This is a genomic window from Halobacterium sp. DL1 (genome assembly GCA_000230955.3).
Taxonomy (GTDB): domain Archaea; phylum Halobacteriota; class Halobacteria; order Halobacteriales; family Halobacteriaceae; genus Halobacterium.
Window position 1 is genome coordinate 66336 of record CP007060.1, and the last position, 25324, is coordinate 91659.

The window sequence follows — 25324 nt, forward strand, 5'->3', positions numbered from 1 at the left end:
GCCGCATCGCCCCGTCCCGTGACGCGTGACTTAACACGCTCGGCGGCCTACGCCGCGGTATGACCGACGCAGGGACCTCTTTCTGCCCGCGCTGTGGCGACCCCATCGCCGAAGACGGCGAGGGGGCGACCCGCCGCGAGCGCTCGCTCTGTGACGCCTGCTACTTCTCCGACTTCGACCTCGTGGACGCGCCCGACCGCATCGAGGTCCGGGTGTGCGCGCGCTGTGGCGCCGTCTACCGCGGCAACCGCTGGGTGGACGTCGGCGCGATGGACTACACCGACGTCGCCATCGAGGAGACCAGCGAGGCCCTCGGCGTCCACGTCGAGGCCGAGGACGTCGAGTGGGAGGTGCGCCCGGAGCAACTCGACGAGAACAGCATCCGGATGCACTGCCTGTTCTCGGGTGTCGTCCGGGGCACCGTCCAGACCGAGGAGGTCGTGGTGCCCGTGCGGGTGAGCCGCCAGACCTGCACGCGCTGTGGCCGCATCGCCGGCGACTACTACGCCTCGACGGTCCAGGTGCGCGCGAACGGCCGCGACCCGAACAGCGAGGAGACCGACCGGGCGCGAGAACTCGCCCACAGCATCGTCGCCGACATGGAGTCGACGGGCGACCGGAACGCCTTCGTCACGGAGATAACGGACGCCGAGTCAGGCATCGACATCAAGCTCTCGACGAACAAGATCGGGCTGAAGCTCTCCCGGAAACTCGTCGAGGAGTTCGGCGGCGGCTTCGAGGACCACGAGACGCTCGTCACGGAGGACGAGGACGGCAACGAGGTGTACCGGGTGACGTACGCGGTCCGCTTCCCCGAGTTCCAGTCCGGCGACGTCATCGACCTCGCGGACGACGACGGCGGCCCGGTGCTCGTGCGCTCCGTGCGCGGGAACCTGAAGGGCGTCCGGGTTACCACCGGCGACCCCTACGAGGCGAGCTACGAGGACGGCGACAGCCCCGAGGCCCGGAAACTCGGCGCCCGCGAGGACGCCGCCGACGCCACCGTCGTCACCGTCGAGGACGACAACTCCGTCCAGATTCTCGACCCCGAGACGTACGAGTCGAAGACCGTTCCGCGGCCGGACTACGTGGACGCTGACGCCAGCACCGTCCGCGCGCTGAAGTCCCGCGCCGGCCTCCACGTCCTCCCCGAAGCGTGACTGCGCCGACCGACCTCGCCGTCGTCGTCCCGAAACCCGACGCCGAGGACCGCATCGCCGCCCTGGAGAGCGAGGGCGTCTACGACGACACCCGGCAGGTCAGAGAACGCGACGCGGACCACGTCGAACTCCCCGTGACCGAGCGACCCACGGAGACGGCGTTCGACCACACCGTCGAGCAGGCCGACCCCGAACTGCGCTCCCCGGACCTCGACGCATTGCTCCGCGAGCGCGGGTGGACCGACGAAGAAATTGCGCGAGCGCCGTCCTCGTGGGCGGTAATCGGGACAGTCGTCCTCGCGTCGTTCGGTGACTGCCCGCGTCCGGAGGAAGTGGGCGAGGCGCTGCTCGAACTCCACGGCGAGGCCGACACGGTGCTCGACCGCCGCGGGGTCAGCGGGGAGCACCGCGAACCGGACGTGGCATTCGTCGCGGGCGCGGGCGACACCGAGACCATCCACACCGAGGACGGCACGCGGTACGCGATGGACCTCGCCCGCGTGATGTTCGCGCCCGGCAACGAGGCCGAGCGTGTGCGGATGGGAGGAGTGGTCGAGGCCGACGAGCGCGTCCTGGACATGTTCGCGGGCATCGGCTACTTCGCGCTCCCGATGGCGAGGGCGGGCGCCGACGTCACCGCCGTCGAGGCGAACCCCGAGGCGTTCCGCTTCCTCGCGGAGAACGCCCAGCTGAACGATGTCGCCGACCGCCTCAGTTGCGTGCTCGGTGACTGCCGGGACGTCGAGACGACGGCCGACCGCGTCGTGATGGGCTACTACGACGCGCTCGGCGGCGGCCCGGTCCACGGCGAGGGCGACGACCCGCGCTACCTCGCGGCGGCCCTCGACAACCTCGTCCCCGGCGGCACCCTCCACGTCCACGCGGTCGCACCGGAGGCTGAACTCCCAGACCGACCGGAGGCGGCGCTCCGGGAGGGCTGCGAGCGCGCGGGCCGCGACGTCGACATCGAGGCTGTGCGCCGCGTGAAGTCCCACAGCGAGGGCGTCTACCACGTCGTCCTCGACGCCCGCGTCGACTGACGACTTCGGGGCAGTCGCTCTCGACGCGCGCGTGGACTGACCAGCAGGTCTTTGGGCGGACAGTTCTACGTGCCGGGTATGACCCGGAAGCAGTTGCTGGCCATCTTCCTCGTGGTGCTGATGCTCGGCTCGTCGGTCGTGTACGGCCTCTCGTTCATCTAGGCCACCCTATTCGGTGTTCCAGACGTCCGCCATCGGGCCGGAGACCGACGGCTGGTCGTTCTTCTCGTCGTCACCGTCGCCGCTCTCTGCCGACGCGCCAGTCGCCGCTCTGCCGCCGCTCCCGGTCGCGTTGCCGCCCGAGGAAGACGGCGCCTCCACCTGGTCGACGCCACCGGTCGTGTCGCCGAGCGCGGCGTCCGCGTCCACCTCGGGCAGGTCGGGGACGCTCATTCGGTCGACCTGCTCGCGGAACCACGGCGGCATGTCGGTGCGGGCGCGCTCGAAGAGGTCGAGGATGCTCGTGTCCGCGACGTAGGTCGCGCCGCGGTCGTCGGGCGCGCGGACGACCCGACCGCAGGCCTGGATGACGGTCCGCAGGGCGGTCCGGTAGTACCACGCCCACTGGCCGTCGGCGAGGCGGGCGGCGACCCGGGAGTCGTTGGTGTTGAGGAACGGCGCCTTGCAGAGCACCTGCCAGCGCCCGAGGTCGTAGGCCAGGTCGAGAGCCTCCTCCATCTTCACGGCGATAAACACCTCGGGGTCGTCGCTGGCCTTCCAGCGCTCCAGTTCCGCGTCCCGGGTGTCGCTGTCGTGGGTGCGCACGCGGTCGCCGACGCCGAACTTCCGGAGGTGGCCCGCGAGATTCTCCGCGATGTCGTAGGAGTGGGCGTGGATGATGCCCTTCTCGTCGGGGTGGTTCGCCATCACGCGCACCACCGTCTCCGCGACCTTCGGGAGCGTCTCGTCGCGGTGCTCGTAGGTCATCTTCCCCTGGGTGACGTCGTACAGCGGCCGGTTCTCCACGGGGAACGTGTGCTCGACGTCGACGAGCGCGACGTTCGACGGGTCGAGGCCGACGCTCCGGCAGAACGCCTCCTTGTTGAGGATGGTCGCCGAGAGCAGCGCGTGCCTGTTCGCGCGGTCCCACACCGTGTGCTTGAGGTAGCGCTCGGGGTCCATCGGCTTCACCGTCACTCCCCTGTCGTCGGCGTCGACCACCCACGTCGTCGCGGACTCCGGGTCGTTGTAGTCCTCGACGAACCAGTTCAGCTCCGAGATGAGTTCCTGCAGGCGGTCGCGCTCCCCGGCCTCCTCGGCGGTGAGTTCGTCCTGGCCGAGCAACTCGTCCTTGGCGGCCTCGCAGACCCGCGTGAGGTGTTCGGCGAAGTTCACCGCGGCGTCAACGTCGCCGTCGAGGTCGGGCACCCGCACCTCTTCCCAGACGGGGACGGTGCGCTCGTTCAGGTCGATTGTGGCGTACATCTCTGCCCACTCCGCGAGGCCGTGGGCCTCGTCGATGACGCAGACGTCGCGGGTTCGGAACACCTCCGAGCCCGCCGTCCGCATGAAGTACGCTAGCGTCATCGCGGCGTAGTCCCGCGAGGAGGCGATGGCGCGGTCCGAGAAGTACGGGCAGCGGTGCTTGACCGCGCAGTCGTAGCCCCGCTCGCGGGCGCAGGGCGCGCGGTCGACTGGCGTCGTCTCCTCGTTCGGGAGGATGCAGCTGTAGTTCGACTTCCCGCGGATGAGTTTCAGGTCGTCCAGCAGGTCGTCCTCGGCCACGTCGTCTAGCTGGCTCACCTGCGGCGTGGTGTAGTAGGCGCCGGTGGCGTCCGTCGGGTCGGCCTCCTCGACGGTGCGGGCACAGCCCATGATGGCGCGGGCGACGAGGCTCTTCCCGCTGCCCGTCGGCGCGCGCACCAGCACCACGTCGTTGCCGTCCTCGAAGGCCGCGCGCACGTCCCGGAGCGCCTGTTCCTGCGCGCCGCGGAACTCCGGCGCGGGGAACTCCCCGACGATGCGACCTGGTTTCACTGTCCGACGGCACGCGGGCCGTCGGGTTAACCTCACCGCTCGACGGTGGCCGACCCACTCCGGATTGACCACCGAAGCCTGCCACAGTTTAACACGTTCGCGACCGTTGGTGGTGGTGGTATGTCCGAGGACGACTTCGAATCCGAACTGACGGGCAGTCGCGAGGAGATCGCAGCGGCACTGAGCGGCGTGACGGACGGGATTCTCGCCGGCTCGGTCCGGCTGGGCGAGGACGCGGACGCCGTCACCGTCGACGTGCCCGAGGAGGTTACACTGGAGGTCGAACTGGAGCACGAGGACGGCGAGTTGAGCCTCGAACTCGAGGTGGAGTGGGACGCGCCCGAGGGCGACTCGGGGGCGGCGCCCGTCGACGAACCGCCGGAAGCGGAGGAGACGGAGATACCCGGCGGTGAGGACGTCGCCGTCCCGGTGGCCGCGGCCGACGCCTCGCAGTCGCTGGCGCGCTTCGAGGTGTTCCGCGACCGGGCCAGCGAGTGGCGCTGGCGGCTCCGCCACCGCAACGGCAACGTCATCGCGACCAGCGGCGAGGGGTACACGCGCAAGCACAACGCCTGGAAGGGACTTCAGAGCGTGATGCAGAACGCGCCCGAGGCGGAGGTCCAGGAGGACTGACGCGGAGCGGGCCCTGCTTCCGGACCTGCAGGGGGTCGAACTGCGTCTAGCCGAACCGTTTTCCCCCGGACTCCCCCAGTCGGGACATGGACCTCTCTGTCGTCGACCTCTCTCCCGTCCCCGAGGGCGGCACTGCGGCCGACGCCTACGCGAACACGGTGGAGGCGGCCCAGCAGGCCGAGCGTCTCGGCTACTCGCGGTTCTGGGTCGCCGAACACCACGGGATGGCCGAGCGCATCGCGGGCACGACGCCCGAAGTCCTCCTCGGCCACCTCGCCGCCGAGACCGACTCGATGCGCCTCGGCTCGGGAGCGGTGTTGCTCAACCACTACAGCCCGTTCAAGGTCGCCGAGCAGTTCGGCGCGCTGGACGGCCTCGCGCCAGGGCGAATCGACGCTGGACTCGGACGAGCGAACGCGTCGCCGGCCAGCGACCGCGCGCTCGGCACGGAACGCCACGTCCAGAACCCCGACGAGGACCACGCCGAGAAGGTCGAGGCCGTCGTCAACCATCTCTACGACACCTACCCGGACGACCACCCCTACGCCGACCTGACGATTCCGCACTCCGGCGCCGAGACGCCGGTTCCGTGGGTGCTCGGGTCGAGTCCCTCCAGCGCGAAGATCGCGGCCGACCTCGGCCTGCGCTACTGCTTCGCGGCGTTCATCCGGCCCCAGTTCGCCGTCCACACGTTCGAGGAGTACCGCGAGCGGTTCCAGTCCTCGCGGCTCGCCGGTGGCACCGACGAGCCCGACGCGATGGTCGCGGTGAACGCGGTCTGCGCGGAGACGGACGAGCAAGCCGCGCGGCTGCGAGCGGTCGCAGAGGCGTCCTACAGGCGGATGAAACGCGGGGAGGTCGGAACCACGCCGTCGGTCGAGGAGGCCATCGACGAACTCGGCGGCGTCCCGGAGCCGACACCCGCCACCCTCGACGACGAGGAGTGGCCGCGCGCGATTTCGGGGAGTCCGGAGACGCTCGCCGGGCTGCTCGACCAGCTCGCCGACCGCGTCGGCGTCGACGAGGTGATGATACAGCACGTCGTCGCCGACCACGAGGACGCGCTCCGCTCCCACGAACTGCTGGCGGAAGGCGTCGGACTCGACTCTCGGTAACGGTCAGTCGCGGAGCGCCGCCACGTCGCTCGCTCCGGGGTCGTCCGGCAGCGCGTCGATGCAGTCGAAACAGAGGAAGAACTCGGTGTCGTCCGTGAACTCCAGGGTCATCCCGCCGGTGCGGGTCTGCTCGCTCGCCCAGATGCCCGCGATGCCGCCCGCGAGTCGGACCTCCCCGGCACACCCCTCGCACTGTTCGGCCATGGTTCTGGTACGTACGTCTCGCCCATACAGTTTCGGCTCTAGGCGGAGGTCCTGCCGGTTCGGACTGCAACGTGAACCCGACCTCGAAAGCCCCGGGTGGCTCGACTCGGGAGCCTCGCTGCGGTCCTCGGCCTACGGCCTGCGGTCCTTTCGTTGGCTGCCTTCGCCCCCAGTCTCGGGGCTTTCAAGGAGGAGTTACAGCGTGAGGCCCGCTTCTGACGATACTTAACTTGGCGCTACAAACAAATCCACGCGTCACGAACCACCGAACATGAAGGTGGACTGCGAGAACTGCGCCGGTTGCTGCGTGGACTGGCGTGCGCTCGCGGACGTCCCCGACCACGAGCGCCGCGGCCCGCAGGAACCGCTCGACGACACGTACAACCTCGTGCCGCTCACCCGCGAGGACGTGCGGGCGTTCCTCGACGCAGGGCTGGGGGACGCGATGACGCCGCGGCTCTGGCGCGCTCGCGACGGGCCGAGCGTCGATGTGGACGGCTACGAGGTCGCGGCGGTCGCGGGCAAGCCCGCGTTCTTCGTCGGCCTCCGGACGGTTCCGAAACCGGTCGGCCCGTTCGACACCGACCCGCGGTGGCTGCCGACCTGTGCGTTCCTCGACCCGGAGACGCTCCAGTGTCGTATCCACGACACCCCCGAGTACCCCACCGAGTGCGCGACCTACCCCGGCCACCACCTCGCGCTCGACGTCGAGACGGAGTGCGAGCGCGTCGAGGAACACGTCGGCGGCGACCGCCTGCTCGACGACGCGCCGCCCGAGGTGACGGATAGCCTGCTTTTTGGCCCGGAGGCGGTCGGCCAAACGGTGTTCGTCTACCCGGACCCCGACGACATCGAGGACGGCCTCCTCGACCGCCTCGTCGCGGGAACTCTGACCGACGCGGACCGCGCGCGGTTCGTCGCCGTCGCCGCAGCGAGCGCTCCCGGCACCACCGCGGTCGAACCGACGAAACGCGAGCGAGCGTACGAGGCGGCCGTCGAGGCGGACTCCTGGGTCGGGCGCGCGGCGGCGGACTGGGTGACTCGCGCCGAGAGCGAGGCCCCCGACCCGGCGCTGGGCGAGCGCGTAGAGGAAGCGAGAGGAGCGCCAGAGACGCCCGGGTGGGACGCGCTGCGCTCGGAGTGAGCGCCGTCAGTAGACCAGCGCCGCGTCGTTCTCCACGAGGTAGAGCGTGCGGGCAGCGACGTTGACCCCGTGGTCGGCCACGCGCTCGAGGTCGCGTATCGTGAGCAACAGCGTGGAGACGTCGTCGAGCACTTCCTCGGCGCTCCACGGGCCGTCGCCCGCCGCCTCACGCTCGATGAGGTCGCGGACGACGCGTTCGCTCGCGCGCTGGCAGAGCGCGTCGATGTCGTCGTCCCGTTCGGCGATTTCGTGGCACGCGGCGGCGTCCCCGGTCGCGTACGCGTCGAGGGCGTCTGCGACCAGTGCGCGGGCGTCGACTCCGATGTCGTGGACGTCCACGTCCCAGACGCGCCGGCCGTCCGCCGCGAGCGCGTAGCGCACGAGGTTCGCCGCGAGGTCGCCGACCCGTTCGAGGTCGGTGAGAATCTTGAACGACGCCGCGACGAACCGGAGGTCGCTCGCGACCGGCTGCTGGAGCGCGAACAGGTCGATGCAGTCCGCCTCGAGGTCGAGGTAAAGTCGGTTGACCGCGTCGTCGCCGTCGACGACCTGCTGTGCGACGGCTTCGTCGTCGTGTTCGAGCGCGTACAGCCCGCGGTCGAGGCGTTCCAGGACGAGGTCGCCCAGCTGCTGGACGTTTGCGCGGAGTTCGTCGAGGGAGGCCTGGTACTCGTTTCGTGGCATACTGTCACCCGAACTTGCCGGTGATGTAGTCCTCGACCCGCTGGCTCTGCGGGTGCTCGAATATCTGGTCGGTCTCGCCGTACTCGACGAGTTCGCCGCCCGTGAGGAAGACGGCGGTCTGGTCGCTGATTCGCGCGGCCTGCTGCATGTTGTGGGTGACGATGACGACGGTGTACTCCTCGGCGAGTTCCTCGATGAGGTCCTCGATCTTCGCGGTCGCGATGGGGTCGAGCGCGGAGGCGGGTTCGTCCATCAGGATGACCTCGGGGTCGACCGCGAGACAGCGCGCGATGCAGAGTCGCTGCTGCTGGCCGCCGGAGAGGCCGAGCGCGTTGTCGCCGAGGCGGTCGCTCACCTCCGCCCAGAGCGCGGCCTGCCGGAGCGAGCGCTCGACGAGTTCGGCCTCCGCGTCGCTGTCGTCGCGCCCGAGCAGGCGGGCGACGAGGCCAGTGTCCATGTCGCCGTGCTTGCGCGGGCCGTAGGCGATGTTGTCTCGGATGGACTTCGGGAACGGGTTGGGCGCCTGGAACACCATCCCGACGCGCTTGCGCAACTCGACGAGGTTCACGTCGCTGTCGTACAGTTCCTGGCCGTCGAGTTCGACCGACCCCTCGACGCGGGCGCTGTCGATGCGGTCGTTCATCCGGTTGAGACAGCGGAGAAACGTCGACTTCCCGCAGCCAGAGGGACCGATGAGCGCCGTCACGCTCTCCTCGGGGACGTCGATGGCGATGTCCCGAAGCGCGTGGTCGTCGCCGTAGTGGACGTTCAGGTCCTCGACGGAGAGTTTGGCGTCGCCCTCGAAGCCGTACTCCGTCCACTCCTCGCGGACGTCCTCTGCGGTCTCGCCGCTGGTCGTCGATGGCTGTGCGTGCTGAGTGGGGCCGTGGTTCGTCTGGGTGTTACTCATTGGTGTAATCTCCGCCGGAAGTAGAGGCGGCTGGCGACGCCGACGGCGTAGAGGCCGACGACGACGAGCAGGAGGACGAGCGCGGTCCCCCAGCCGAACTCGGCGTTGGTGAAGACGTCCTTCGGGAAGACGCCCGCCGTGATGGTCGAGTAGAGCTGGTAGGGGAGCGCGCTGGCGGGCGACAGCAGGACGTCGTTCGTGACGAACGGGGGCTGCGCGCTGAACTCGAAGGCGCCGATGACGTCGGGCGTGCTGTTCGGGTACGGGGCGCCGCCGAAGACGAGCAGCAGCGGCGCCGTCTCGCCGGCGATGCGGCCGACGCCGAGGATGACGCCCGTGATGGTGCCCGGCATCGCGGCCGGGACAACGACGCTGCGGATGGTCTCCCACTTCGTGACGCCGAGCGCGGCGCTGGCGCCGCGGTGGTCGTCCGGGACCGCGAGGATGGCCTCCCGGCTCGTGATGAGCACCAGCGGGAGCAGCATGAATCCGAGGACGAGCTGGCCGACGAAGATGGAGTTCCCGCCGCTGATACGGGGCACGAGGAACGCCAGACCGAACAGCCCGAAGACGATGCTCGGGGTGCTCCAGAGGCCGTTGGTCGCCACCTCGACGATCTGCGTGACCCGCTCGCGTTCGGCGTACTCCGTGAGGAAGACGGCCGTGCCGACGCCGAGCGGGACGGCGAAGAGGACCGCGCCGAACACCAGCCAGAGCGTCCCCACCACCGCGGGGAGGACGCCCGGAATCTCGACGAACAGCCCGCCCGTGTCGTTCAGGAGGAACGGGAACTCGACCCAGGGGAGCGTCACGCCGACCACGGGGACCGCGAGATGGCCGCCGAGGCCGGCGCCGGTGAGCATCGTGTCGACGCCGTTCACGACGATGAACCCGACGAGCAGCGCGAGCACGCCGAGCATCCCGAACACCATCGTGCGGACGAGGTAGAACGCGCCCGCCTGACGCCCCGTCGCGCCGAAGCCCGCCCTGGCTTTCGCCGCGCTCCACGCCCCGAGCAGCGACCCGAAGACGACGAGCAGGGGGACGAGTTCGCTGCCGGGGAACACCGCGGAGGACCACGCGGGCGCCCACGTCCAGCCGGCGTCGAGGCCGCCCACTCCGATGGCCGCGCCGAGCAGCCCCAGGACGACCGCGACGGGGACGGTGGAGCCGACGTCCTCGCGTGGCAACACCGACGCGAGCAGCCCGAGACCACCGAACACGACCGCCACCGGGAGCCACGCGAGCACGGCGTTCCCGAGCACGAGCGTGCCGAGGACGCCGCCGAGGACGGCCCACAGCAGTCCGAAGACGACGCCGACCGTCGCGCCGGCCGTCGCCGACGGCGTCGTGTCGACGTAGCCGAGCCGCGACCCGACGCCGACGCCCGCGACGCCGACGCCGAGGACGACGAGCACGCCGCCCAGCAGGTCCAGGACGCGAATGCCGACGTAGACCGCCGTCTCGTCGACCCACTGGAAGATGAGCAGCCACGACGCGACGAACGCGAGGAACGCGGCGCCGAGCACCGCCGTGGCGACCAGTTCGCCGGTGGCCGACGTGGCGGTGGACAGTTCGGAGCGTCGGACGTTGCTCACTGCTGGTCACCCCCGAGCTTGCGGTGCATCCGCCACTCGACGTACTGGGAGGCGACGCTCAACACCATCACCATCCCGAACAGCACGACGCCGCCCGCGAACAGCGCGCTCATGTGGATGCCGCTGGCGTTGCCACCCTCGAACGCGATGACGGTCGTGAGCGTCTCCCCGTAGTTGCTGAACACGTCGAAGACGGGCGACGGGAACCCCTTGGTGTGCGAGAGCATCACCGTCGCCGCCATCGTCTCGCCCATCGCGCGGCCGACGCCGAGCAGGACGCCCGCGGAGACCCCCGAGAGGCCCGCGGGGAGGGTGACGCTCTTGGTCGTCTGCCACTGCGTCGACCCCATCGCGAGCGACCCGCTCTTGATGGACTCGGGCACCGTGGACAGCGCGTCCTCGGCGACGGTGACGACCGTCGGCAGCGCCATCAGCCCGATGACCACGCCGGCCGAGAAGTACATCCCGATGGTCGGCGTCCGGAACTCGGCGTAGAAGTACTGGTTGATGATGGTGAGTCCGATGAACCCGTACGTGATCGAGGGGATGCCGGCCATCAACTCGATGCCGGGCTTGACGACCTCGCGGACGCGGTCGGAGGCGATTTCGCTGACGTAGACGGCGCCCGCGACGCCCAGCGGTGCGGCGATTGCGGTGGCGATGACCGTCGTCAGCGCGGTGCCGACCATCATCGGTGCGAGCGAGTAGACGCCGCCCTCGTTCGACGTCCACAGCGGCGCTTCGGTGCGCGTCAGCAGGTCGAGGCCCATGTGGCGCACGATGGGCTCCGAGCGGAACAGGAGGAAGGCGACGATCAGTGTGAGTATCGAAACGGTCGCGACGGTCGTGAGGAACGTCAGCGCCTTCGCGGCCTCCGCCTGGTGGCGGAGCCAGCCGACGGTCAGCGTCGCGAGGAATCCCAGGACGGGGACGACAGTCCACTGCGATCCGTCCAGGAACAGCGCGAACGTCGCGACGACGCAGACCGTGACGAGGGCGTGCATCGCGATGGCGCCGTCGGCAGTCCGCGACCGGTAGTCGCTGGCCCCCTGGGTCAGCCGCTCGCCGGAGTCCGCGACGCGTCCGCGGAGACGCCCCGGGAGTCCCTCCACTCGCCGCCGTAGTTGTCGAATCATGGTCGATTTGTGGTGGCCGAAAGTGTCGCGTCAGTCCGTGGCCCGGTCGAACTCACTCGTAGTTCGACGCGGCGACCTTCTCGCGCTGGGTCGCGAGGCGGTCGGCCGGGAGCTGGAAGTAGTTGTTCCCGGAGACGAACACCTCCTGGCCGAAGTCGCTCAGCAGGAAGTTGGTGAAGGCGGCCTCCTTCCGGGAGGTGCCCTCCCACGTGTACGCGTGGAGGTCCCGGGAGAGCGGGTAGTCCTGTGCGCCGAGGTTCTTCCCGTACTCGTAGCGGGTGCCGTCGATTTCGAGGCCGATGGGCGGCGTGGCGCCGTCGGCCTCGACGAACGCCAGCGCGATGTACGCGATGGCGTTGTCGGCCTGCCCGATGGCCTGCTGGAGCTGCTGGTTCTGGCCGAAGCGCTGCTCGGGGCTGATGGGCGCGTTCGGGTCGCCGAAGACGTTGTTGCGGAACGCGGTATCGGTGCCCGACCCCTCGGCGCGGCCGAGCGCGAGGATGTCACGGTCGGGTCCGCCGACTTCCGACCAGTTCGTGATCTCCTGGCGGTAGATGGCGCGCAGTTCCTCGATGGTGATGCTCTCGACGCCGGCGTCGGTGATTTCACGGCTGACGACGATGGGCTGGCCGTCGACGCCGACGACGTGGTCGGTGAACTTGTCGAGGGTCGCCTGGGAGACGTCGCTGCCGGCGAGTTCGGCCTCGGCTGGCGCACTGGAGTCGCCGATGTCGACGCGGCCCTCCATGACGCCCTCGACGCCCGTCCCGGAGTGGCTGAGCGCGATGCTCGCGCGGAACGGCGGGTTCGAGCGCTCGCCGGTCGGCTCGTAGCCGTACTGGCTCGCGAAGTAGTCCGCGAGGCGCATGTCGGTGCCGTACTCCTCGGCCCACTCGGTCGGCCAGTAGTCGCCGTCGCCGGCCTCCGGATTGGAGTTCCAGTAGCTCCCGCCGGTGTTCGTGATGGGGAACACCGTCGAGGAGCCGTCGGCCGTCAGGACGCTGGTGTCCATCTGGTTCGACTGCTCGCCCGCCGTCGTCTCCTGGTCGCTCCCGGAGTCGGTGGTCTGTGTGTCCGCGTCGCCGGACTCTTCGGTGGTGTCGTCGCCACCGCCGCTCGAACAGCCCGCGACTGCCGCAACCCCCGAGGCCCCCACCGTCGCGATGAATTTCCGCCGTGATACCAGGTCGGACAGACGCTCTGAGTCAGGCGTCATCGCCTGGAGAGGGGTGGTGAACTACTAAACTCGTTTATAATAGGGGTACGGTCGGCTCTGACGGCTACTGACCGTACCTTGGGGTTCAGAACGGTACCCGTCCAGCAGTACCTCTATATAGCACACACTCGCCGAGCGTCCCGACGCGAGGCCCGAGACTTAACCCCGCGTCGCCCGATGCGACGAGCGTGCACGTACTCGTCACGGGCGCGACGGGCTTCGTCGGCGGCCGTCTCGTCCCGGAACTCGTCGCGGCCGGCCACGACGTCCGGGCGCTCGTCCGCGACCCCTCGCGGTACGACCCGCCCGAGGGCGTGGAGGTCGTCCGGGGTGACCTGCTGGATTCGGCGTCGCTGGCCGGCGCTTTCGAGGGAGTCGACGCCGCCTACTACCTCGTCCACTCGATGGGCACCGGCGGGGACTTCGCCGAACGGGACCGCCGCGCCGCCCGGAACTTCGTCGACGCCGCGGACGGCACCGGAGTCGACCGTGTCGTCTACCTCGGCGGTCTCGGCGAGGATCGGGACGACCTCTCCCCGCACCTCCGCTCGCGCCGCGAAGTCGAGGCCGTCCTCGCCGACGCGGCGTTCGACCTGACGACGCTGCGCGCCGCGGTCATCGTCGGCGCCGGCAGCGCGAGCTTCGACCTGGTGATCCAGCTCATCGACCGCCTCCCCGTGATGGTGGCGCCGAAGTGGGTGCGAACGCCCTGTCAGCCGATAGCAGTGCGGGACGTGGTCGCCTACCTGGTCGGCGTCCTCGACGCGCCCGAGAGCGCCGGCGAGACGTACGAGGTCGGCGGCCCCGAGGTACTCTCCTACCAGGTGATGCTGGAGCGCACGGCGAAGCTAGCGGGCAGACGCCTCTTCGTCGTCCCGGTCCCCGTGCTCTCCCCGACGCTCTCGACGTACTGGGTCGACCTCGTCACGGACGTGCCCCGGAGCGTCGCCCACCCGCTCATCCACGGTCTGAAGAACCCTGTCGTCGTCTCCGACGACAGCATCCGGGACGTCGTCGACGTGGAGTTGACGCCGTTCGACGAGGCCGCGCGCGCAGCGCTCGACGGCTACGGGGTACCTGTCGATGACTGAGGCGGACGCCGGGCCGGCAGCGACCGCGTCCACGGGCGCTACGGTGTACGGCGAGGCGTGGGTGTACGAGAGCATCGTCGGCGCGGTTCCGGGCGTCGACGTCTCGGACCGGACGGCCGTCCTCCTGCAGTTCCTCGTCTTCGAGGTGGGCGTCCTCGCGCTCGCGGCCGTCTACGACCTCCCCGGTGCAGTGTTGCCGGGGACGGCCGCGGTGGTCGTGGCGGCCGCGGGGAGCGCGTTCATGCTCGACATCGGGGCCCGCGCCCGCGAGCCAGGCGTCCCCGAGCAGTATCGCCGTCTGCTGTTCTCCTCGAGCATCGAGGTGGTGCTCGGCGTCGTCTCCTACGTCGCGCTCCTCACCTACCTGTTCGTCTGGGACCCGCGGGACGGCGCGACGCTGTTCGTGGCGCTGCTCGGCGAGCGACCGCCGGTGTTGCCCGCGGCGCTCGCGCTGCTCGTGCTCTGGGACGTCTGTTACCGCATCGGCACGGGGTGGTGGGCGGCCATCGTCGCGCTCTGGCGGTCGGTCGTCGGCGACATCGACGAGGCGGCGGCCGCGTCGCTGGCGACGGTCGACCGCCGAACGCGGCAGTTCGGCCTGCTTCAGGCGGTGCTGGTACCGTTCGTCTGGGGACACGACCTGCTGGTCGTCGCCGTCGCGGGTCACGTAGTGGCGGTGGTTGTCGTCACTACCGCGTCGCAGTACGCGCTAAAACAGCCGGACTAGTTCTTCATCTGCTGGAACTTGTCGAGGAGTTCGTCCGCGGAGTCGCCGGAGTCGAACTCGACGGAGCCCTCGTAGGTCGTCCGGGTGTCGTCGTCGGCGACTTCGACGTTGTTGTTCTTCGCCTCGCGGCGTTCGTGCTCGTCATCATCATAGGCACCCATTGACATGGTACTTACCCACACGTTTGTAGCTGGTAACCATGAATGTAACGGACGTTCACACCCTGGCTGGTCAGAACGAGACCTGGTCGGGGCCGTCGACGCCCATCGGCGTGGGGTCGCGGTCGCTGTAGCCGACGCGCCCGACGGCGTCCTGGCCGACGGCGCCGTAGACGGCGAACGTCGCGTCGAGGGCGCTGTCGAACTCCCGGTCGCCGCTTCGCTCGATGACGTCGCGTAGCGTCTCGCCGCCGTCGGCCTCGTCGAGTTCGTGGTCGCCGCAGGCCGCGACGAGTTCGCTGGCAGTCAGCGGGTACGACTGGGAGGCGAGCAGGTCGGTGGTGTCTCTGAGCGTCATCATCCGTGCTGTGGGTGACGCCACACAAGTAGATTCTGGATGAACAATAATGAATGTTCTAGGGGCCTTAGTTCCGGGCCGGACCGGGCGGTTTAGGTGTCGCCGCGCCGCCAACCCGGTATGGTCTACGCGGACCTCCACGTCCACACCGACAACTCGGACGGCACGCTGGCGCTCGCGGAGGTACCAGCCGCCGCCCGCGAGGCCGGCGTCGAGGCAGTCGCCATCACCGACCACGACCGCCTCCACCCCGACCTCGACGACCCCGTTACCGAGCGCGACGGCGTCGAACTCGTCAACGGCATCGAGCTCCGCGTGGACGCCGGCGACCAGCGCCTCGACCTGCTGGGCTACGGCGTCACCGCGACCGACGCGCTCGCCGCCGAGACCGAACGCATCCAGCGCGACCGCGTCGAGCGCGGCCGCCGCATCATCGAGAACGTCGAGGCCGAACTCGGCGTCACCCTCGACGTCGAACCCCGGGAGGGACTCGGCCGCCCGCACGTCGCCCGCAGCGTCGTCGCCCACCCCGACACGGAGTACGACGAGATTGGCTCCGTCTTCGACGACCTCATCGGCGACGACGGCCCCTGCTTCGTCGCCCGCGACGTCCCCGACTTCGAGACGGGCGTCGACCTGCTCTCCGAGGCCTGCGGCCTCGTCGGCCTCGCACACCCCCTGCGCTACCCGGACCCGGAGGCCGCGCTCGCGCGCTGTGGCGTCCTCGACGCGGTCGAACTCCACTACCCCTACGACCGGCCGGTCGGGGGCGACCCCGCGGACGACGGCGCCGCGCTCGTCCGCGACGCCATCGAGGAACACGACCTGCTCGCCACCGGCGGCAGCGACGCCCACGAGCGCACGCTCGGCACGGCCGGCCTCGACCGCGAGGCGTACCGGGCAGTGCGGCGCCGCCTCCCGTGAGTTCCGCTGCCGTGAGGGTCATGTAGCCCGAGCCCCAACGACGCTGTATGCAGTGTCACTACTGCGACGGGAGTGCGGACGTCACTGTCGACAAGGACGGCGTGAAAGTCGGTGTCTGCGAGGACCACTTCCAGGACCGGCTCGACGAGCTGTCGGACAGTGAGACCCTCCAGCGACTCCGGGAGCAACTCGAGATAGAGCGGTCGTAACCGCACGTACAGCACGAATCAGTTCTTCTCGCGTCCGCTCGCGACCAGTCGCTACGTTCGGCCGGCGTCGACGTCGATGGCGTCGACGGGGCAGACGTCGACGCAGAGCATGCAGTCGATGCACTGGCTCTCGTTGGCGGGGTCGGCCTTGAGTTCGCTCTCCGGGTGGTCGGGGGAGTCGACCCACTCGAAGACGTCGACGGGGCAGTCCTCCAGGCAAGCGCCGTCGGCGAGACAGATGTCGAAGTCGACGGCGACGTGGGTGCCGTGGATGCCGAGTTTCTCGGGTTCCTCGACGGGGCCCCAGACGTCGTGCCCTTTGTGGGTGTCCACCTGCTCCCGGTTCTCCGTGAACTGCGGGTCGATAGCCATACTACGCCTCCGTCGTCCCGCGGTATCAACCCTACGGGTGGGTGGTCGGCGCTCGCGACGAGTAGGCTTATGCGCCAGCCCCGGCTTCGTTGCCCCATGCGGAAAGTACGCCTCGACGACCTCGACTCCCGGATGGGGCCCGCCGACCGGAGCCTCCCGCTGACCGACGCGCTCGGCGTCGCCGACGCGGCGCTCAACTTCTACGAACTGGCGCCCGGCGACAGCTTCGCGTACGGCTTCCACGCCCACGAGAACCAGGAGGAGATATTCTACGTCCTCGACGGCACGGTCACGTTCCGTACGCTCGACGACGACGTCGAGGTGACGGCCGGCGAAGTCGTACGCTTCGCCCCGGGCGAGTTCCAGCGCGGCGTCAACCGCGGCGAGGAGCGCGTCCGCGCGCTCGCCATCGGCGCCCCGCAGGACGCCGGCGACACCGAGATCCTCCGGGAGTGCGAGGAGTGCGGGGGCGAGACGACCCACGAACTGGAACTCGCCGACGACCGCTCGGAGATCCGTGCGGTCTGCGAGGAGTGCGGGACCGTCACCGGCCGCTTCGACTGACGATGCCCGACCACCCGCCCCGGGTCGTCTTCGACGACGACTGCGGCTTCTGCACCTGGTGTGCGAACTGGGCTGCCCGCCACGGCGACGTCGAGACCGTGGGCTTCCAGGAGCTCACGCCCGACCAGTTGGCCCGCCTCCCCAATGACTGGGAGACCTGCACCCACTTCCTCACGGACGACGCGGCGTACTCCTGCGGCGAGGCCGTCGAACGCGCGCTCGTCTACGACTTCCCGGCCCTCGGCCCCGTCTTCGCCGTCCTCTGCCTGATTCCCGGCTACGACTGGCTCCGCGAGCGGCTCTACCGCTTCGGCGCCGATCGCCGGGACTGGCTCGGGAAGGTCGTCCGCGACGACCCGCCAGCGCGGGACTGACTGTCGCCTACGTGGGCTCGAAGATACTCAGCGTGAACACGGTGTCCACGGCGAGGATGTACCTCGCGGTCTGGATGTACTCGCTCACGGGGCCGATGCCGTCGAGCGTCGCCGACCCGGACTCGGCGGCCGTCGTGAGCGCCTCGGCGACCTGGGCGGACGGCGCGCGGTCGTAGACGCTGACGACCTGGTCCTCGGAGCCGGGGCTCCCCTCCTCGAGGTCCAGCATGTGGTGGGCCGAGTGGTCGCTGACGGTCTGTTGGATGCGGTACGTCGTCCCGTCTGCCCGGAGGTAGCTCCCGGCCTCGAACGTCTCGGCGGCGGCCGGGAGCTCCTCGTGGTGGCCGACGCTGTAGGACCCGCTCTCGAGCATCTCGTCGGCGATGGCGCGCTCGCTGTCGGTGAGGCTCGCGTAGTCGAGGACGTCGCCGTCGCCGTCGCTCACCTCCTCGAGGCTGTACTGGTAGCTCGCCTCCCCCGCGAAGCTGGCGAACGACGCGGTCGCCTCGTACCTCGATATCTGGAACCTGACGTAGTCGAACTGGCCGAGTGCGAGCGTCGTCTCCGAATCGGCCGGACCCTCCGTGACCAGGTCGACGGGTCCGTCCGTCTCGGTGGCCTCGACGACTAGCTGGTGGAGTTCCGGCGAAGCGACGGCGACTCTGGCGCCGTCGGGGAGTTCGGTCGGGTCGACTCGCCTGGCCTCGATGTACGGCTTGCGTTCGTCGGTCGTGGTGGTGCCTCCGCTGGTGTTGTCCGTCGTGGAGCTGTCCGCCCCGGTCCGTTCAGTCGTCGACTCGTCGCCCGAACCGTCGCCACTCGTGCAGCCAGCGACGGCCGCGAGCAGCGTAGCACCACCGGCCCGGAGGACGTTCCTGCGAGAAGTCACACCCAACGGTTCCGGTCCGGCGGTAAGTGCTTTGCCTGATGCGGTTTCACCGTCCCGGCCTGTTCTCCCTTTAGCGTGCGGGGAACTCCGCGACGAGCGTCCACGAGTGCTGGAAAAAGCGCTACTCGTAGGCCGGGATGCCGGTGAGGTCCTCGCCGAGGATGAGGGTGTGGATGTCGTGGGTGCCCTCGTACGTGTAGACGGTCTCCATGTTCGCCATGTGGCGCATCGGCGGGTAGTCCGTGGTGATGCCGTTGCCGCCGAGCATCTCGCGGGCGACGCGGGCCTGGTCGCGGGCCATCCGGACGTTGTTGCGCTTGGCCATCGAGACGTGCTGCGGGCGGAGGTCGCCGCGCTCCTTGAGGTCCGCGAGGCGGTGGGCGAGCAGCTGGCTCGTCGTAATCTGGGTCGCCATCTCGGCGAGCTTCTGCTGTTGCATCTGGAAGCCGCCGATGGGCTTGCCGAACTGCTCGCGGTCGGTGGCGTACTGGCGCGCAGTCTCGAAGCAGTCACGGGCGGCGCCGACGGCGCCCCAGGCGATACCGTAGCGGGCCTGCGTGAGACAGGACAGCGGTCCCTTCATCCCCTCGACGCCCGGCAGACGGTTCTCCTGGGGGACGCGAACGTTCTGGAGGCTGATCTCGCCCGTGATGGAGGCCCGGAGGCTGAGCTTGTCGTCGATCTTGTTCGTCGTGACGCCGTCGCGGTCGGTCTCCACGAGGAAGCCCCGGACGGTGCCGTCCTCGGAGGCGTCCTTCGCCCAGACCACCGCGACGTCCGAGATGGGGGAGTTCGTAATCCACGTCTTCGAGCCGTTCAGGACGTACTCGTCGCCTGCGTGCCCACCGGCACGTTCGGCGCGGGTCTCCATCGCGGAGGGGTTCGAGCCGTGTTCGGGTTCGGTGAGGCCGAAGCAGCCGACGGCTTCGCCGGCGCCGAGGGCCGGCAGCCAGCGCTCCTTCTGCTCCTCGCTGCCGAAGGCGTGGATGGGGTACATGACGAGGGCGCCCTGCACGCTCGCCATCGAGCGCAGCCCCGAGTCGCAGGCTTCCAGTTCCTGCATCAGGAGGCCGTAGGCCTTCTCGCCGACGCCGGGCAGCCCGTAGCCGTCGAGGTTCGGCGCGTAGAAGCCGAGTTCGCCCATCTCGGGGATGAGTTCGGTCGGGAACGTCCCCTCGACGAAATGTTCGCCGACGTCCGGCTGAACGTTCTCCGCCACGAACTCGCGGGCGGTGTCGCGGATGAGCCGCTCTTCGGCGGTCAGGTCTGCCTCCAGACCCACGTAGTCGAGCATGTGGGCTAGTCGGCGAGCGGCGGGCAAAAAGCCTGCTAGTCGTTCTCGAACGCTCCGAGAATCGGCGGCGCCCGGGTCAGTCGGCCGCCTGCGGGCCGGTGACGTCGCGCGTGAAGTTCTCGAACAGCTGTTTGGCCTCGCAGGACGCTGCGTAGTTCTCCTCGTCGATGCCCGTGAGCACCTCGTCGATGCGCTCGTCGCTCAACTCGCTCTTCCGCCGGGTCACCCTCTCTGCGGTCTCGGTGTCGTACTCCGGGTGGAACTGGACGCCGACCGAGTCGCCGACGCGGAACGCGTGGACGCCGTAGTCGTTCTCCGCGAGCAGCTGCGCGCCGGGCGGGAGTTCTGCGACCGTGTCAGAGTGAGTCGTGAAGACGGTGAACGAGTCGCCGACGCCGTCGAACAGCGGGTCGTCCGTGGTCACCTCGACCTCGCGGTAGCCGATCTCGTACTCGCCCATCGTCGCCACGTCGCCACCCAGCGCGGCGGCGATGACCTGGTGGCCGAAGCAGACGCCCAGCAGGGGGACGCCGGCGTCGTGGACGTCAGCCACGTAGTCGACGAGCGGGTCGATCCACGCCTCGTCGTAGTAGACCGAGGCGCGGGAGCCCGACACCACGACGCCGTCGTAGTCCGTGTCCTCGGGGAGCTCCTCCGAGACGGCGTGGAACTCGACGAGTTCGGCGTCGAGCTCCCGGCGGAAGTTCCGGGTGGTGTGCGTGGAGTCGTGGGCGGCGTTCAGCAACGCGACGCGGGGCCGGGTCATTCAGACACGAGTAGTAGCTGCAGCTTAAAGGTCGTTTCGCCGGCGGGCGGTGGGTTCCGGGTCGCTGGGGTGGGGGTGAGAACCCGGTAATCCGCCCTTACCGGCGCGTAACCGGGGCGTACGGGCCCAACCGCTGGTCGCGGTGCGCTCCGAATCACCTTTGACGGAACGCCGTCACGTCCGAACGAATGCGCGCCATCAAGGACAGCGTCCACGACTACATCGAGGTCGCGGGCGTCGCCGAAGCGCTGCTGGACGCGCCCGCCGTCCAGCGGCTCCGGCACATCAAACAGCTGAGCACGATCCGGCTGGTCTACCCGTCGGCGAACCACACGCGCTTCGAGCACTCCCTGGGCGTCTACCACCTCGCCGACCGCGCGCTCGACCACCTCGACGTCACCGGCGCCCGCGCCGACACGGTGCGCGCCGCCGCGCTCCTCCACGACGTCGGGCACGGGCCGTACGGCCACCAGACGGAGGGCATCATCCAGCGCCGCCTCGGTCGCCACCACGACGAGGTCGGGGAGTTGCTCACCGGGGGCCGGGTCGGCGAGACGCTGCGCGACCACGGCCTCGACCCGGACCGCGTCGCCGCCACGGTGCGCGGCGACGGCAAACTCGGCCAGCTCGTCGCGGGCGAACTCGACGTCGACCGGATGGACTACCTCGTGCGGGACGCCCACCACACCGGCGTCCCCTACGGCACCATCGACCACGGGCGCCTGCTGCGCGCGCTCACGTTCCGCGACGGCGACCTCGTGCTCGCGGAGGGGAACGTCGCCACCGCCGAGAGCGTGCTCGTCGGCCGCGCGCTGATGAACGCCACCGTCTACCGCCACCACGTCTCCCGCATCGCGGGCACGATGCTGGAGCGCGCCAGCGAGCGCTTGCTCGACGGAACCGACCTCGACCCGGCGACGTTCGCGCGGATGACCGACGCCGAGTTGCTGGGCGCGCTCCGCGACCGCGACGCAACCGCGGACGCCGCGCGCCGCATCCACGACCGCGACCTGTTCAAGCGCGCGGTGTGGACCGAGCGCGCCGACGTTCCAGACGACGTGGTCGCGGCGGACTACCACGACGTCCGCGAGTTCGAACGGGACATCGCCGACGCCGCCGACGTCCCCGAGCGGTCCGTCGTCGTCGACAACCCCGGATCGCCGTCGATGCCGGAGTCCTCCGTGCGGGTCGCTGTCGGCGGCGACGTCCGCCCGCTCCACGAGCAGTCGCCGCTCGTCCGTGGGATGCAGGAGTCCCAGCGCGTGCAGTGGCGGTTCGGCGTCTACGCGCCCGAGGAGCAGACCGCCGAGGTCGCGGCGGCCGCCGAGCGGGTACTCGGACTCGGCGGCGTCGGCGACCCGACGGAGTAGGGAGCGAGACTGGCCGTCCCGTGGTCGGCGAAGACGTGCGCTCGACGCTAGCGTGCCACTTCTGCCGAAAGTTCTATGAGTACCCCCCGCCTATACCACACGAAAGATAATGACGTACGCTGGTGGTCGTCCGGGGGACTCCGGGCCCGACGCCGCGTCCGCCCCGGCGGACAGCCAGCCGTCGGTGGAGACGCTGCTGGCAGTACTCACGAACGCCCACCGCCGATATCTCCTCGCGTTCCTGCGCGAGCAGTCGGACGGGGCGTGCTCCTTCGACGCGGCGACGGACCACGTCGTCGCGGAAGCCCGGCGGAAGCGTGACGAGCGACTCGACCCCGACGCGGTCGAACTCGGACTCTGCCACCGCCACCTCCCTATGCTGGCGGACGCCGGTCTCGTGGAGCACGACGCCCGCAGCGAGACGATTCGCTACCGCTCGGACGCGCGCCTGGAGGCCCTCGCCGACCGACTACGGGAACTCGAGACGCAGTAGAACAGTCTGTTCTTGCCGCGGTCAGGCGCTCGCGACTTCGCGCAGCACGTCGGGCGCCGCGTCCAGCGCCGCCTCGAGTTTCGAGCCGTCGGGGCCGCCGCCCTGCGCGAAGTCCGCGGGGCCGCCACCGCCACCGCCGACCATCCCGGCGAGTTCGCCGACGACGTCGCCCGCGTTCACGGGCACGCCGTCCGGCACCGCGACGACGAACTGCGCGCCGTCCGCGCCGGAGCCGACGACCGCTATCTTGCCGTACTGGACGAGCGCGTTCGCCGTCGCGCGCAGTTCGCCCATGTCCGAGTCGATGCGCTGGACGACCGCCGTCGTCCCCGCGACGTCGACCTCCTCGCCGTCGGCGCCGCCAGAGGCGCGGGCCGCCGCGAGCTGCTCTTTCAGGTCCTCGATGGTCTTCGCGCGGTCCTTCCACTCCGTGAAGAACCGCTCGGCAGTCTCGGGCACCTCGTTGGGGGAGACGTCGAACGTCTCGGCGGCCGCGAGCAGGTCGTCCTCCGTCGACTGGACGTGCTCGATGGCAGCCGCGCCCGCGGCGAACGTCAGGCGCTCGACGCCGTCCTGGACGCGCTCGGCGTTCAGAATCTTGATGGTCCCGATTTCGCCGGTGCGGGCCACGTGCGTGCCACCGCAGGCCTGGACGTCCTCACCGACGTGGACGAGGCGGATGTTCTCCCCCGTCGGCACGCCGCCCTGGTAGAGGTCGAAGCCGTACTTCTCTTCGGCCTCGTGGCGGTGGGGCCACTCGCGCTGGACGGACGTGTTCTCGCGGACGACATCGTTGGCGACGCGCTCGATCTCCTTCACCGTCTCCCGGTCGAGGCGCTCGAAGTGCTGGACGTCGAGGCGGGAGCTGTCCGTCCCCTTCTGGGCGCCGGCCTGCCGGATGTGCTCGCCGAGCACCTGCCGGGCCGCGTAGCCGACGACGTGGGTCGCGGTGTGGTGGGTCATCAGGCGCTCGCGGCGCTCCATGTCGATCTGGCCGCGCACGAACCCGCCCTTCCCCGGATTCTTCTCCGTCCGATGGAGGACGACGTCGCCCTGCTTCTGGACGTCCACCACGTCGGCCGTGATGTCGTCCGTCGACAGCGTGCCGTGGTCGGCCGGCTGGCCGCCGCCCTCCGGGTAGAACATCGTCTGGTCGAGCACGACGTCGTAGGTGGTCTCGCCGTCGACCTCTCGCTCGAACACGTCGAGGACGACCGCCTCGAACTCCGAGCGGTAGGCGTCGTCGTGGTAGAGCGCCTCCGTCTCCGGGAGGTCGGCGAGGCGGTCGTCGCCCGCGTCGTCGCCCGCGACGGCGCCGTCGGTGTCGTGGCGCTCGGCGACCAGCGAGTAGAAGTTGTCCGGCGTCTCCACCTCGGCGCCGACGTCCTCGGCGATGTCCGCGACCATGTCGGGCTGGATGCCGTGGGAGTCGTACAGCTCGATCAGCTCCGACGTCGGGACGGCTTCGCCGCGCTCGGCGTACTCCTCGGCCAGCTGGCGCACCTTCCGGCCACCCCGGTCGAGCGTCTCGGCGTACTTCTCGAGTTCGCTGCGCACGACGCTCCGGATGGTGTCGCGGTTCTGGTAGCCGAGTCGCTCGGCCGCCATGTCGACGAGTTCGTCGAGCGGGACGTCCGCGCCGACGCTGTCGACGAGGCGCTTGGTGCGCCGCAGCACCATCCGCGCGAGGTAGCCCGTACCGACGTTCGAGGGGACGATGCCATCGCCGAACATGTACGCGAGCACTCGGGAGTGGTCCGCGATGGCGTAGATCTCCTCGAGCGGTTCGACGAGTTCGCTGAGGCGGGCCGTCTCCACGCCGAGTTTGTCGGCGATGTTGTCGCGGGCCGCCTGCACGTCCTCGACCTCGTCGATGTCGAGGTTCCCCGAGAGCTTCGCCGCGCGGTGGACGAGCTGCTCCTCCTCCTCGGAGTAGTCGAGCCCGGCCTGCTCCTTGAGGAACTCGATCATCTCGGGGTAGACCGCCTCGTAGACGGTCGGCGTCCCCTGACTCATCCACGTCCAGCGCTCGACGCCGTAGCCGGTGTCGACGACCCGGCGGTCCATCCGCGAGTAGCGGTTCCCGTCCTTCATCTTGTACTCCCCATCGGGGTCCTGTTCGAGGGACATGAAGACGAGCGTCGCCAGCTCCAGGCCGCGGTAGATGACCTCGAAGGCGGGCCCGGCGTTGCCGCCGCCGACCCACGGGTCCTCGATGAACGTCACGTCCTCGAGGGGGACGCCGACCGATTCGAGGAGTCCCTCGCAGTACTCGACGGTCTGGTCCTTCCAGTACACCTCGCCCTCGTAGGCGTAGTCGGTGTCCGGGTCGGCGTTGAACGCGTGGTGGCCGAGCATCTCGAAGGCCATCGTGTGCCGCCCCGTCTTCCCGACGTTGTCGATGTCCTGCATCCGGATGCAGGGCTGGGAGACGACCAGCGGGTTCGCGGGTGGCGGCGACGCCCCCGAGGTGACGTGGGGCTGGAAGTCGTAGATGGACGCCTGCGTGAGCAGCACGTCGTCGCGCCACCGGTTGGCCGCCACGGGGTACGGGTCGATTCGCTCGTGGCCCTCCGACTCGAAGTACGAGAGGATGTGCTCGCGCATCTCCGTCAGCGAGTACGACTCGTCGAAGCCGGGGTCGTCGATGAACTGGTAGTCCTCGCAGGGCGGTTCGCCGCAGGTCTCTCGGTCGTGGTCGCGGGTCCAGAAGTACACGCCACACTCCGTGCACTCCTTCCGCTCGAAGTCCTCCTCCTCGAAGTAGTCGAGGCGGTACTCCGACTCAAGCTCGCTCATTGCCAGTAGGTGGCCGACCGACGAGTAAAACAGTTCCGGGAGCGCGAGACGCCTGCTAGCACCGTTAACGCGGCATCTCGGGCCACGTGAGCGGTGAGCGACAGCCTTACGCCACGTCC

The 25324-nt window shown here is 69.7% G+C and carries 27 protein-coding genes; 13 read left to right on the forward strand and 14 right to left on the reverse strand.

Going from position 1 to position 25324, the window contains the following annotated elements; genetic code table 11:
- Positions 1-59 precede the first annotated feature (59 nt).
- A complete protein-coding gene (locus HALDL1_01850) occupies positions 60-1160 on the forward strand; it encodes a hypothetical protein (protein AHG02514.1) in 1101 nt (366 codons plus the stop codon).
- Complete coding sequence (locus tag HALDL1_01855; GenBank protein ID AHG02515.1) at positions 1157-2200, forward strand: methyltransferase; 1044 nt, start codon at positions 1157-1159, stop codon at positions 2198-2200. The genes HALDL1_01850 and HALDL1_01855 overlap by 4 nt, the downstream gene beginning before the upstream one ends.
- A gap of 168 nt (positions 2201-2368) precedes the next feature.
- Here HALDL1_01855 and HALDL1_01865 read toward each other — a convergent pair whose 3' ends face one another.
- Complete coding sequence (locus HALDL1_01865; protein ID AHG02516.1) at positions 2369-4177, reverse strand: helicase; 1809 nt, start codon at positions 4175-4177, stop codon at positions 2369-2371.
- Between the two features lie 120 nt (positions 4178-4297).
- Here HALDL1_01865 and HALDL1_01870 point away from each other — a divergent pair, with 120 nt between their 5' ends.
- Together HALDL1_01870 and HALDL1_01875 are read left to right on the forward strand one after the other, a co-directional pair.
- Positions 4298-4810: a hypothetical protein gene (locus tag HALDL1_01870; GenBank protein ID AHG02517.1), complete on the forward strand. Its 513-nt coding sequence runs from the start codon at positions 4298-4300 to the stop codon at positions 4808-4810.
- A gap of 86 nt (positions 4811-4896) precedes the next feature.
- Entirely contained in the window at positions 4897-5925 is a 1029-nt protein-coding gene (locus tag HALDL1_01875; GenBank protein ID AHG02518.1) for an alkane monooxygenase, read from the forward strand.
- Positions 5926-5928: 3 nt separating this feature from the next.
- Here HALDL1_01875 and HALDL1_01880 read toward each other — a convergent pair whose 3' ends face one another.
- Positions 5929-6129, reverse strand: a complete 201-nt coding sequence (locus HALDL1_01880; GenBank protein AHG02519.1) for a hypothetical protein — start codon at positions 6127-6129, stop codon at positions 5929-5931.
- Between the two features lie 271 nt (positions 6130-6400).
- Between HALDL1_01880 and HALDL1_01885 the strand changes: the two genes are divergently transcribed.
- Positions 6401-7273, forward strand: a complete 873-nt coding sequence (locus tag HALDL1_01885) for a hypothetical protein (protein AHG02520.1) — start codon at positions 6401-6403, stop codon at positions 7271-7273.
- Positions 7274-7279: 6 nt separating this feature from the next.
- Here the strand turns inward: HALDL1_01885 and HALDL1_01890 are convergent, their stop codons facing one another.
- The 5 genes from HALDL1_01890 to HALDL1_01910 are packed head-to-tail and all read right to left on the reverse strand — an operon-like array spanning position 7280 to position 12817.
- Positions 7280-7957, reverse strand: coding sequence for a transcriptional regulator (locus tag HALDL1_01890; protein AHG02521.1), 678 nt, complete (start codon positions 7955-7957; stop codon positions 7280-7282).
- Positions 7958-7961: 4 nt separating this feature from the next.
- Positions 7962-8867, reverse strand: a complete 906-nt coding sequence (locus HALDL1_01895) for a phosphate ABC transporter ATP-binding protein (protein ID AHG02522.1) — start codon at positions 8865-8867, stop codon at positions 7962-7964.
- Positions 8864-10465 carry a phosphate ABC transporter permease gene (locus HALDL1_01900; protein AHG02523.1) on the reverse strand — a complete coding sequence of 534 codons (1602 nt, stop codon included), beginning with the start codon at positions 10463-10465 and terminating at the stop codon, positions 8864-8866. The genes HALDL1_01895 and HALDL1_01900 overlap by 4 nt, the downstream gene beginning before the upstream one ends.
- Positions 10462-11601, reverse strand: coding sequence for a phosphate ABC transporter permease (locus HALDL1_01905; protein AHG02524.1), 1140 nt, complete (start codon positions 11599-11601; stop codon positions 10462-10464). The genes HALDL1_01900 and HALDL1_01905 overlap by 4 nt, the downstream gene beginning before the upstream one ends.
- 52 nt (positions 11602-11653) lie before the next feature.
- On the reverse strand, positions 11654-12817 hold the full coding sequence (locus HALDL1_01910) for a phosphate ABC transporter substrate-binding protein (GenBank protein AHG02525.1): 1164 nt from the start codon (positions 12815-12817) through the stop codon (positions 11654-11656).
- A gap of 188 nt (positions 12818-13005) precedes the next feature.
- Here HALDL1_01910 and HALDL1_01915 point away from each other — a divergent pair, with 188 nt between their 5' ends.
- Positions 13006-13908: an NADH-binding protein gene (locus HALDL1_01915; GenBank protein ID AHG02526.1), complete on the forward strand. Its 903-nt coding sequence runs from the start codon at positions 13006-13008 to the stop codon at positions 13906-13908.
- Positions 13901-14635 (forward strand): hypothetical protein, encoded by a 735-nt coding sequence (locus HALDL1_01920; GenBank protein ID AHG02527.1) that lies wholly within the window; start codon positions 13901-13903, stop codon positions 14633-14635. Before HALDL1_01915 ends, HALDL1_01920 begins: the two co-directional genes overlap by 8 nt.
- Here the strand turns inward: HALDL1_01920 and HALDL1_01925 are convergent.
- Complete coding sequence (locus HALDL1_01925; GenBank protein AHG02528.1) at positions 14632-14802, reverse strand: hypothetical protein; 171 nt, start codon at positions 14800-14802, stop codon at positions 14632-14634. The two genes, HALDL1_01920 and HALDL1_01925, sit on opposite strands and share 4 nt — an antisense overlap.
- Positions 14803-14866: 64 nt before the next feature.
- Positions 14867-15151: a hypothetical protein gene (locus HALDL1_01930; protein ID AHG02529.1), complete on the reverse strand. Its 285-nt coding sequence runs from the start codon at positions 15149-15151 to the stop codon at positions 14867-14869.
- Between the two features lie 120 nt (positions 15152-15271).
- On the opposite strand from HALDL1_01930, the gene HALDL1_01935 reads away from it, so the two are divergent.
- Together HALDL1_01935 and HALDL1_01940 are read left to right on the forward strand one after the other, a co-directional pair.
- Positions 15272-16075, forward strand: coding sequence for a histidinol phosphatase (locus tag HALDL1_01935; protein ID AHG02530.1), 804 nt, complete (start codon positions 15272-15274; stop codon positions 16073-16075).
- A 47-nt stretch (positions 16076-16122) separates the two neighbouring features.
- Complete coding sequence (locus HALDL1_01940; GenBank protein AHG02531.1) at positions 16123-16284, forward strand: hypothetical protein; 162 nt, start codon at positions 16123-16125, stop codon at positions 16282-16284.
- Between the two features lie 51 nt (positions 16285-16335).
- On the opposite strand, the gene HALDL1_01945 is transcribed toward HALDL1_01940, so the two are convergent.
- Positions 16336-16656, reverse strand: coding sequence for a ferredoxin (locus HALDL1_01945; protein AHG02532.1), 321 nt, complete (start codon positions 16654-16656; stop codon positions 16336-16338).
- Between the two features lie 96 nt (positions 16657-16752).
- On the opposite strand from HALDL1_01945, the gene HALDL1_01950 reads away from it, so the two are divergent.
- Positions 16753-17220 (forward strand): cupin, encoded by a 468-nt coding sequence (locus HALDL1_01950; GenBank protein ID AHG02533.1) that lies wholly within the window; start codon positions 16753-16755, stop codon positions 17218-17220.
- Between the two features lie 2 nt (positions 17221-17222).
- Positions 17223-17594, forward strand: a complete 372-nt coding sequence (locus tag HALDL1_01955; GenBank protein AHG02534.1) for a thiol-disulfide oxidoreductase — start codon at positions 17223-17225, stop codon at positions 17592-17594.
- A gap of 7 nt (positions 17595-17601) precedes the next feature.
- On the opposite strand, the gene HALDL1_01960 is transcribed toward HALDL1_01955, so the two are convergent.
- The 3 genes from HALDL1_01960 to HALDL1_01970 all read right to left on the reverse strand — a co-directional run bounded on the left by HALDL1_01960 (position 17602) and on the right by HALDL1_01970 (position 20543).
- Positions 17602-18483 carry a hypothetical protein gene (locus HALDL1_01960; protein ID AHG05075.1) on the reverse strand — a complete coding sequence of 294 codons (882 nt, stop codon included), beginning with the start codon at positions 18481-18483 and terminating at the stop codon, positions 17602-17604.
- A gap of 121 nt (positions 18484-18604) precedes the next feature.
- The gene (locus HALDL1_01965) at positions 18605-19777 is read right to left on the reverse strand and encodes an acyl-CoA dehydrogenase (GenBank protein AHG02535.1); all 1173 of its coding nucleotides are present in this window, start codon (positions 19775-19777) and stop codon (positions 18605-18607) included.
- Positions 19778-19853: 76 nt separating this feature from the next.
- Positions 19854-20543 (reverse strand): glutamine amidotransferase, encoded by a 690-nt coding sequence (locus tag HALDL1_01970; GenBank protein AHG02536.1) that lies wholly within the window; start codon positions 20541-20543, stop codon positions 19854-19856.
- A 188-nt stretch (positions 20544-20731) separates the two neighbouring features.
- Here HALDL1_01970 and HALDL1_01975 point away from each other — a divergent pair, with 188 nt between their 5' ends.
- Together HALDL1_01975 and HALDL1_01980 are read left to right on the forward strand one after the other, a co-directional pair.
- A complete protein-coding gene (locus tag HALDL1_01975) occupies positions 20732-21913 on the forward strand; it encodes a phosphohydrolase (GenBank protein ID AHG02537.1) in 1182 nt (393 codons plus the stop codon).
- A gap of 109 nt (positions 21914-22022) precedes the next feature.
- On the forward strand, positions 22023-22406 hold the full coding sequence (locus HALDL1_01980) for a hypothetical protein (protein ID AHG02538.1): 384 nt from the start codon (positions 22023-22025) through the stop codon (positions 22404-22406).
- A gap of 21 nt (positions 22407-22427) precedes the next feature.
- Here HALDL1_01980 and alaS read toward each other — a convergent pair whose 3' ends face one another.
- Complete coding sequence (gene alaS / locus HALDL1_01985; GenBank protein ID AHG02539.1) at positions 22428-25205, reverse strand: alanyl-tRNA synthetase; 2778 nt, start codon at positions 25203-25205, stop codon at positions 22428-22430.
- Positions 25206-25324: the final 119 nt, after the last annotated feature.

Excerpts from the sequence above, each read along its gene's own strand:
- HALDL1_01850 (AHG02514.1), top strand. The coding sequence starts at position 60 with ATGACCGACGCAGGGACCTCTTTCTGCCCGCGCTGTGGCGACCCCATC.
- HALDL1_01870 (AHG02517.1), top strand. The coding sequence starts at position 4,298 with ATGTCCGAGGACGACTTCGAATCCGAACTGACGGGCAGTCGCGAGGAG.
- HALDL1_01875 (AHG02518.1), top strand. The coding sequence starts at position 4,897 with ATGGACCTCTCTGTCGTCGACCTCTCTCCCGTCCCCGAGGGCGGCACT.
- HALDL1_01880 (AHG02519.1), bottom strand. The coding sequence starts at position 6,129 with ATGGCCGAACAGTGCGAGGGGTGTGCCGGGGAGGTCCGACTCGCGGGC.
- HALDL1_01885 (AHG02520.1), top strand. The coding sequence starts at position 6,401 with ATGAAGGTGGACTGCGAGAACTGCGCCGGTTGCTGCGTGGACTGGCGT.
- HALDL1_01890 (AHG02521.1), bottom strand. The coding sequence starts at position 7,957 with ATGCCACGAAACGAGTACCAGGCCTCCCTCGACGAACTCCGCGCAAAC.
- HALDL1_01895 (AHG02522.1), bottom strand. The coding sequence starts at position 8,867 with ATGAGTAACACCCAGACGAACCACGGCCCCACTCAGCACGCACAGCCA.
- HALDL1_01905 (AHG02524.1), bottom strand. The coding sequence starts at position 11,601 with ATGATTCGACAACTACGGCGGCGAGTGGAGGGACTCCCGGGGCGTCTC.
- HALDL1_01910 (AHG02525.1), bottom strand. The coding sequence starts at position 12,817 with ATGACGCCTGACTCAGAGCGTCTGTCCGACCTGGTATCACGGCGGAAA.
- HALDL1_01920 (AHG02527.1), top strand. The coding sequence starts at position 13,901 with ATGACTGAGGCGGACGCCGGGCCGGCAGCGACCGCGTCCACGGGCGCT.
- HALDL1_01925 (AHG02528.1), bottom strand. The coding sequence starts at position 14,802 with ATGTCAATGGGTGCCTATGATGATGACGAGCACGAACGCCGCGAGGCG.
- HALDL1_01930 (AHG02529.1), bottom strand. The coding sequence starts at position 15,151 with ATGACGCTCAGAGACACCACCGACCTGCTCGCCTCCCAGTCGTACCCG.
- HALDL1_01935 (AHG02530.1), top strand. The coding sequence starts at position 15,272 with ATGGTCTACGCGGACCTCCACGTCCACACCGACAACTCGGACGGCACG.
- HALDL1_01940 (AHG02531.1), top strand. The coding sequence starts at position 16,123 with ATGCAGTGTCACTACTGCGACGGGAGTGCGGACGTCACTGTCGACAAG.
- HALDL1_01945 (AHG02532.1), bottom strand. The coding sequence starts at position 16,656 with ATGGCTATCGACCCGCAGTTCACGGAGAACCGGGAGCAGGTGGACACC.
- HALDL1_01950 (AHG02533.1), top strand. The coding sequence starts at position 16,753 with ATGCGGAAAGTACGCCTCGACGACCTCGACTCCCGGATGGGGCCCGCC.
- HALDL1_01955 (AHG02534.1), top strand. The coding sequence starts at position 17,223 with ATGCCCGACCACCCGCCCCGGGTCGTCTTCGACGACGACTGCGGCTTC.
- HALDL1_01965 (AHG02535.1), bottom strand. The coding sequence starts at position 19,777 with ATGCTCGACTACGTGGGTCTGGAGGCAGACCTGACCGCCGAAGAGCGG.
- HALDL1_01970 (AHG02536.1), bottom strand. The coding sequence starts at position 20,543 with ATGACCCGGCCCCGCGTCGCGTTGCTGAACGCCGCCCACGACTCCACG.
- HALDL1_01975 (AHG02537.1), top strand. The coding sequence starts at position 20,732 with ATGCGCGCCATCAAGGACAGCGTCCACGACTACATCGAGGTCGCGGGC.
- HALDL1_01980 (AHG02538.1), top strand. The coding sequence starts at position 22,023 with ATGACGTACGCTGGTGGTCGTCCGGGGGACTCCGGGCCCGACGCCGCG.
- alaS (AHG02539.1), bottom strand. The coding sequence starts at position 25,205 with ATGAGCGAGCTTGAGTCGGAGTACCGCCTCGACTACTTCGAGGAGGAG.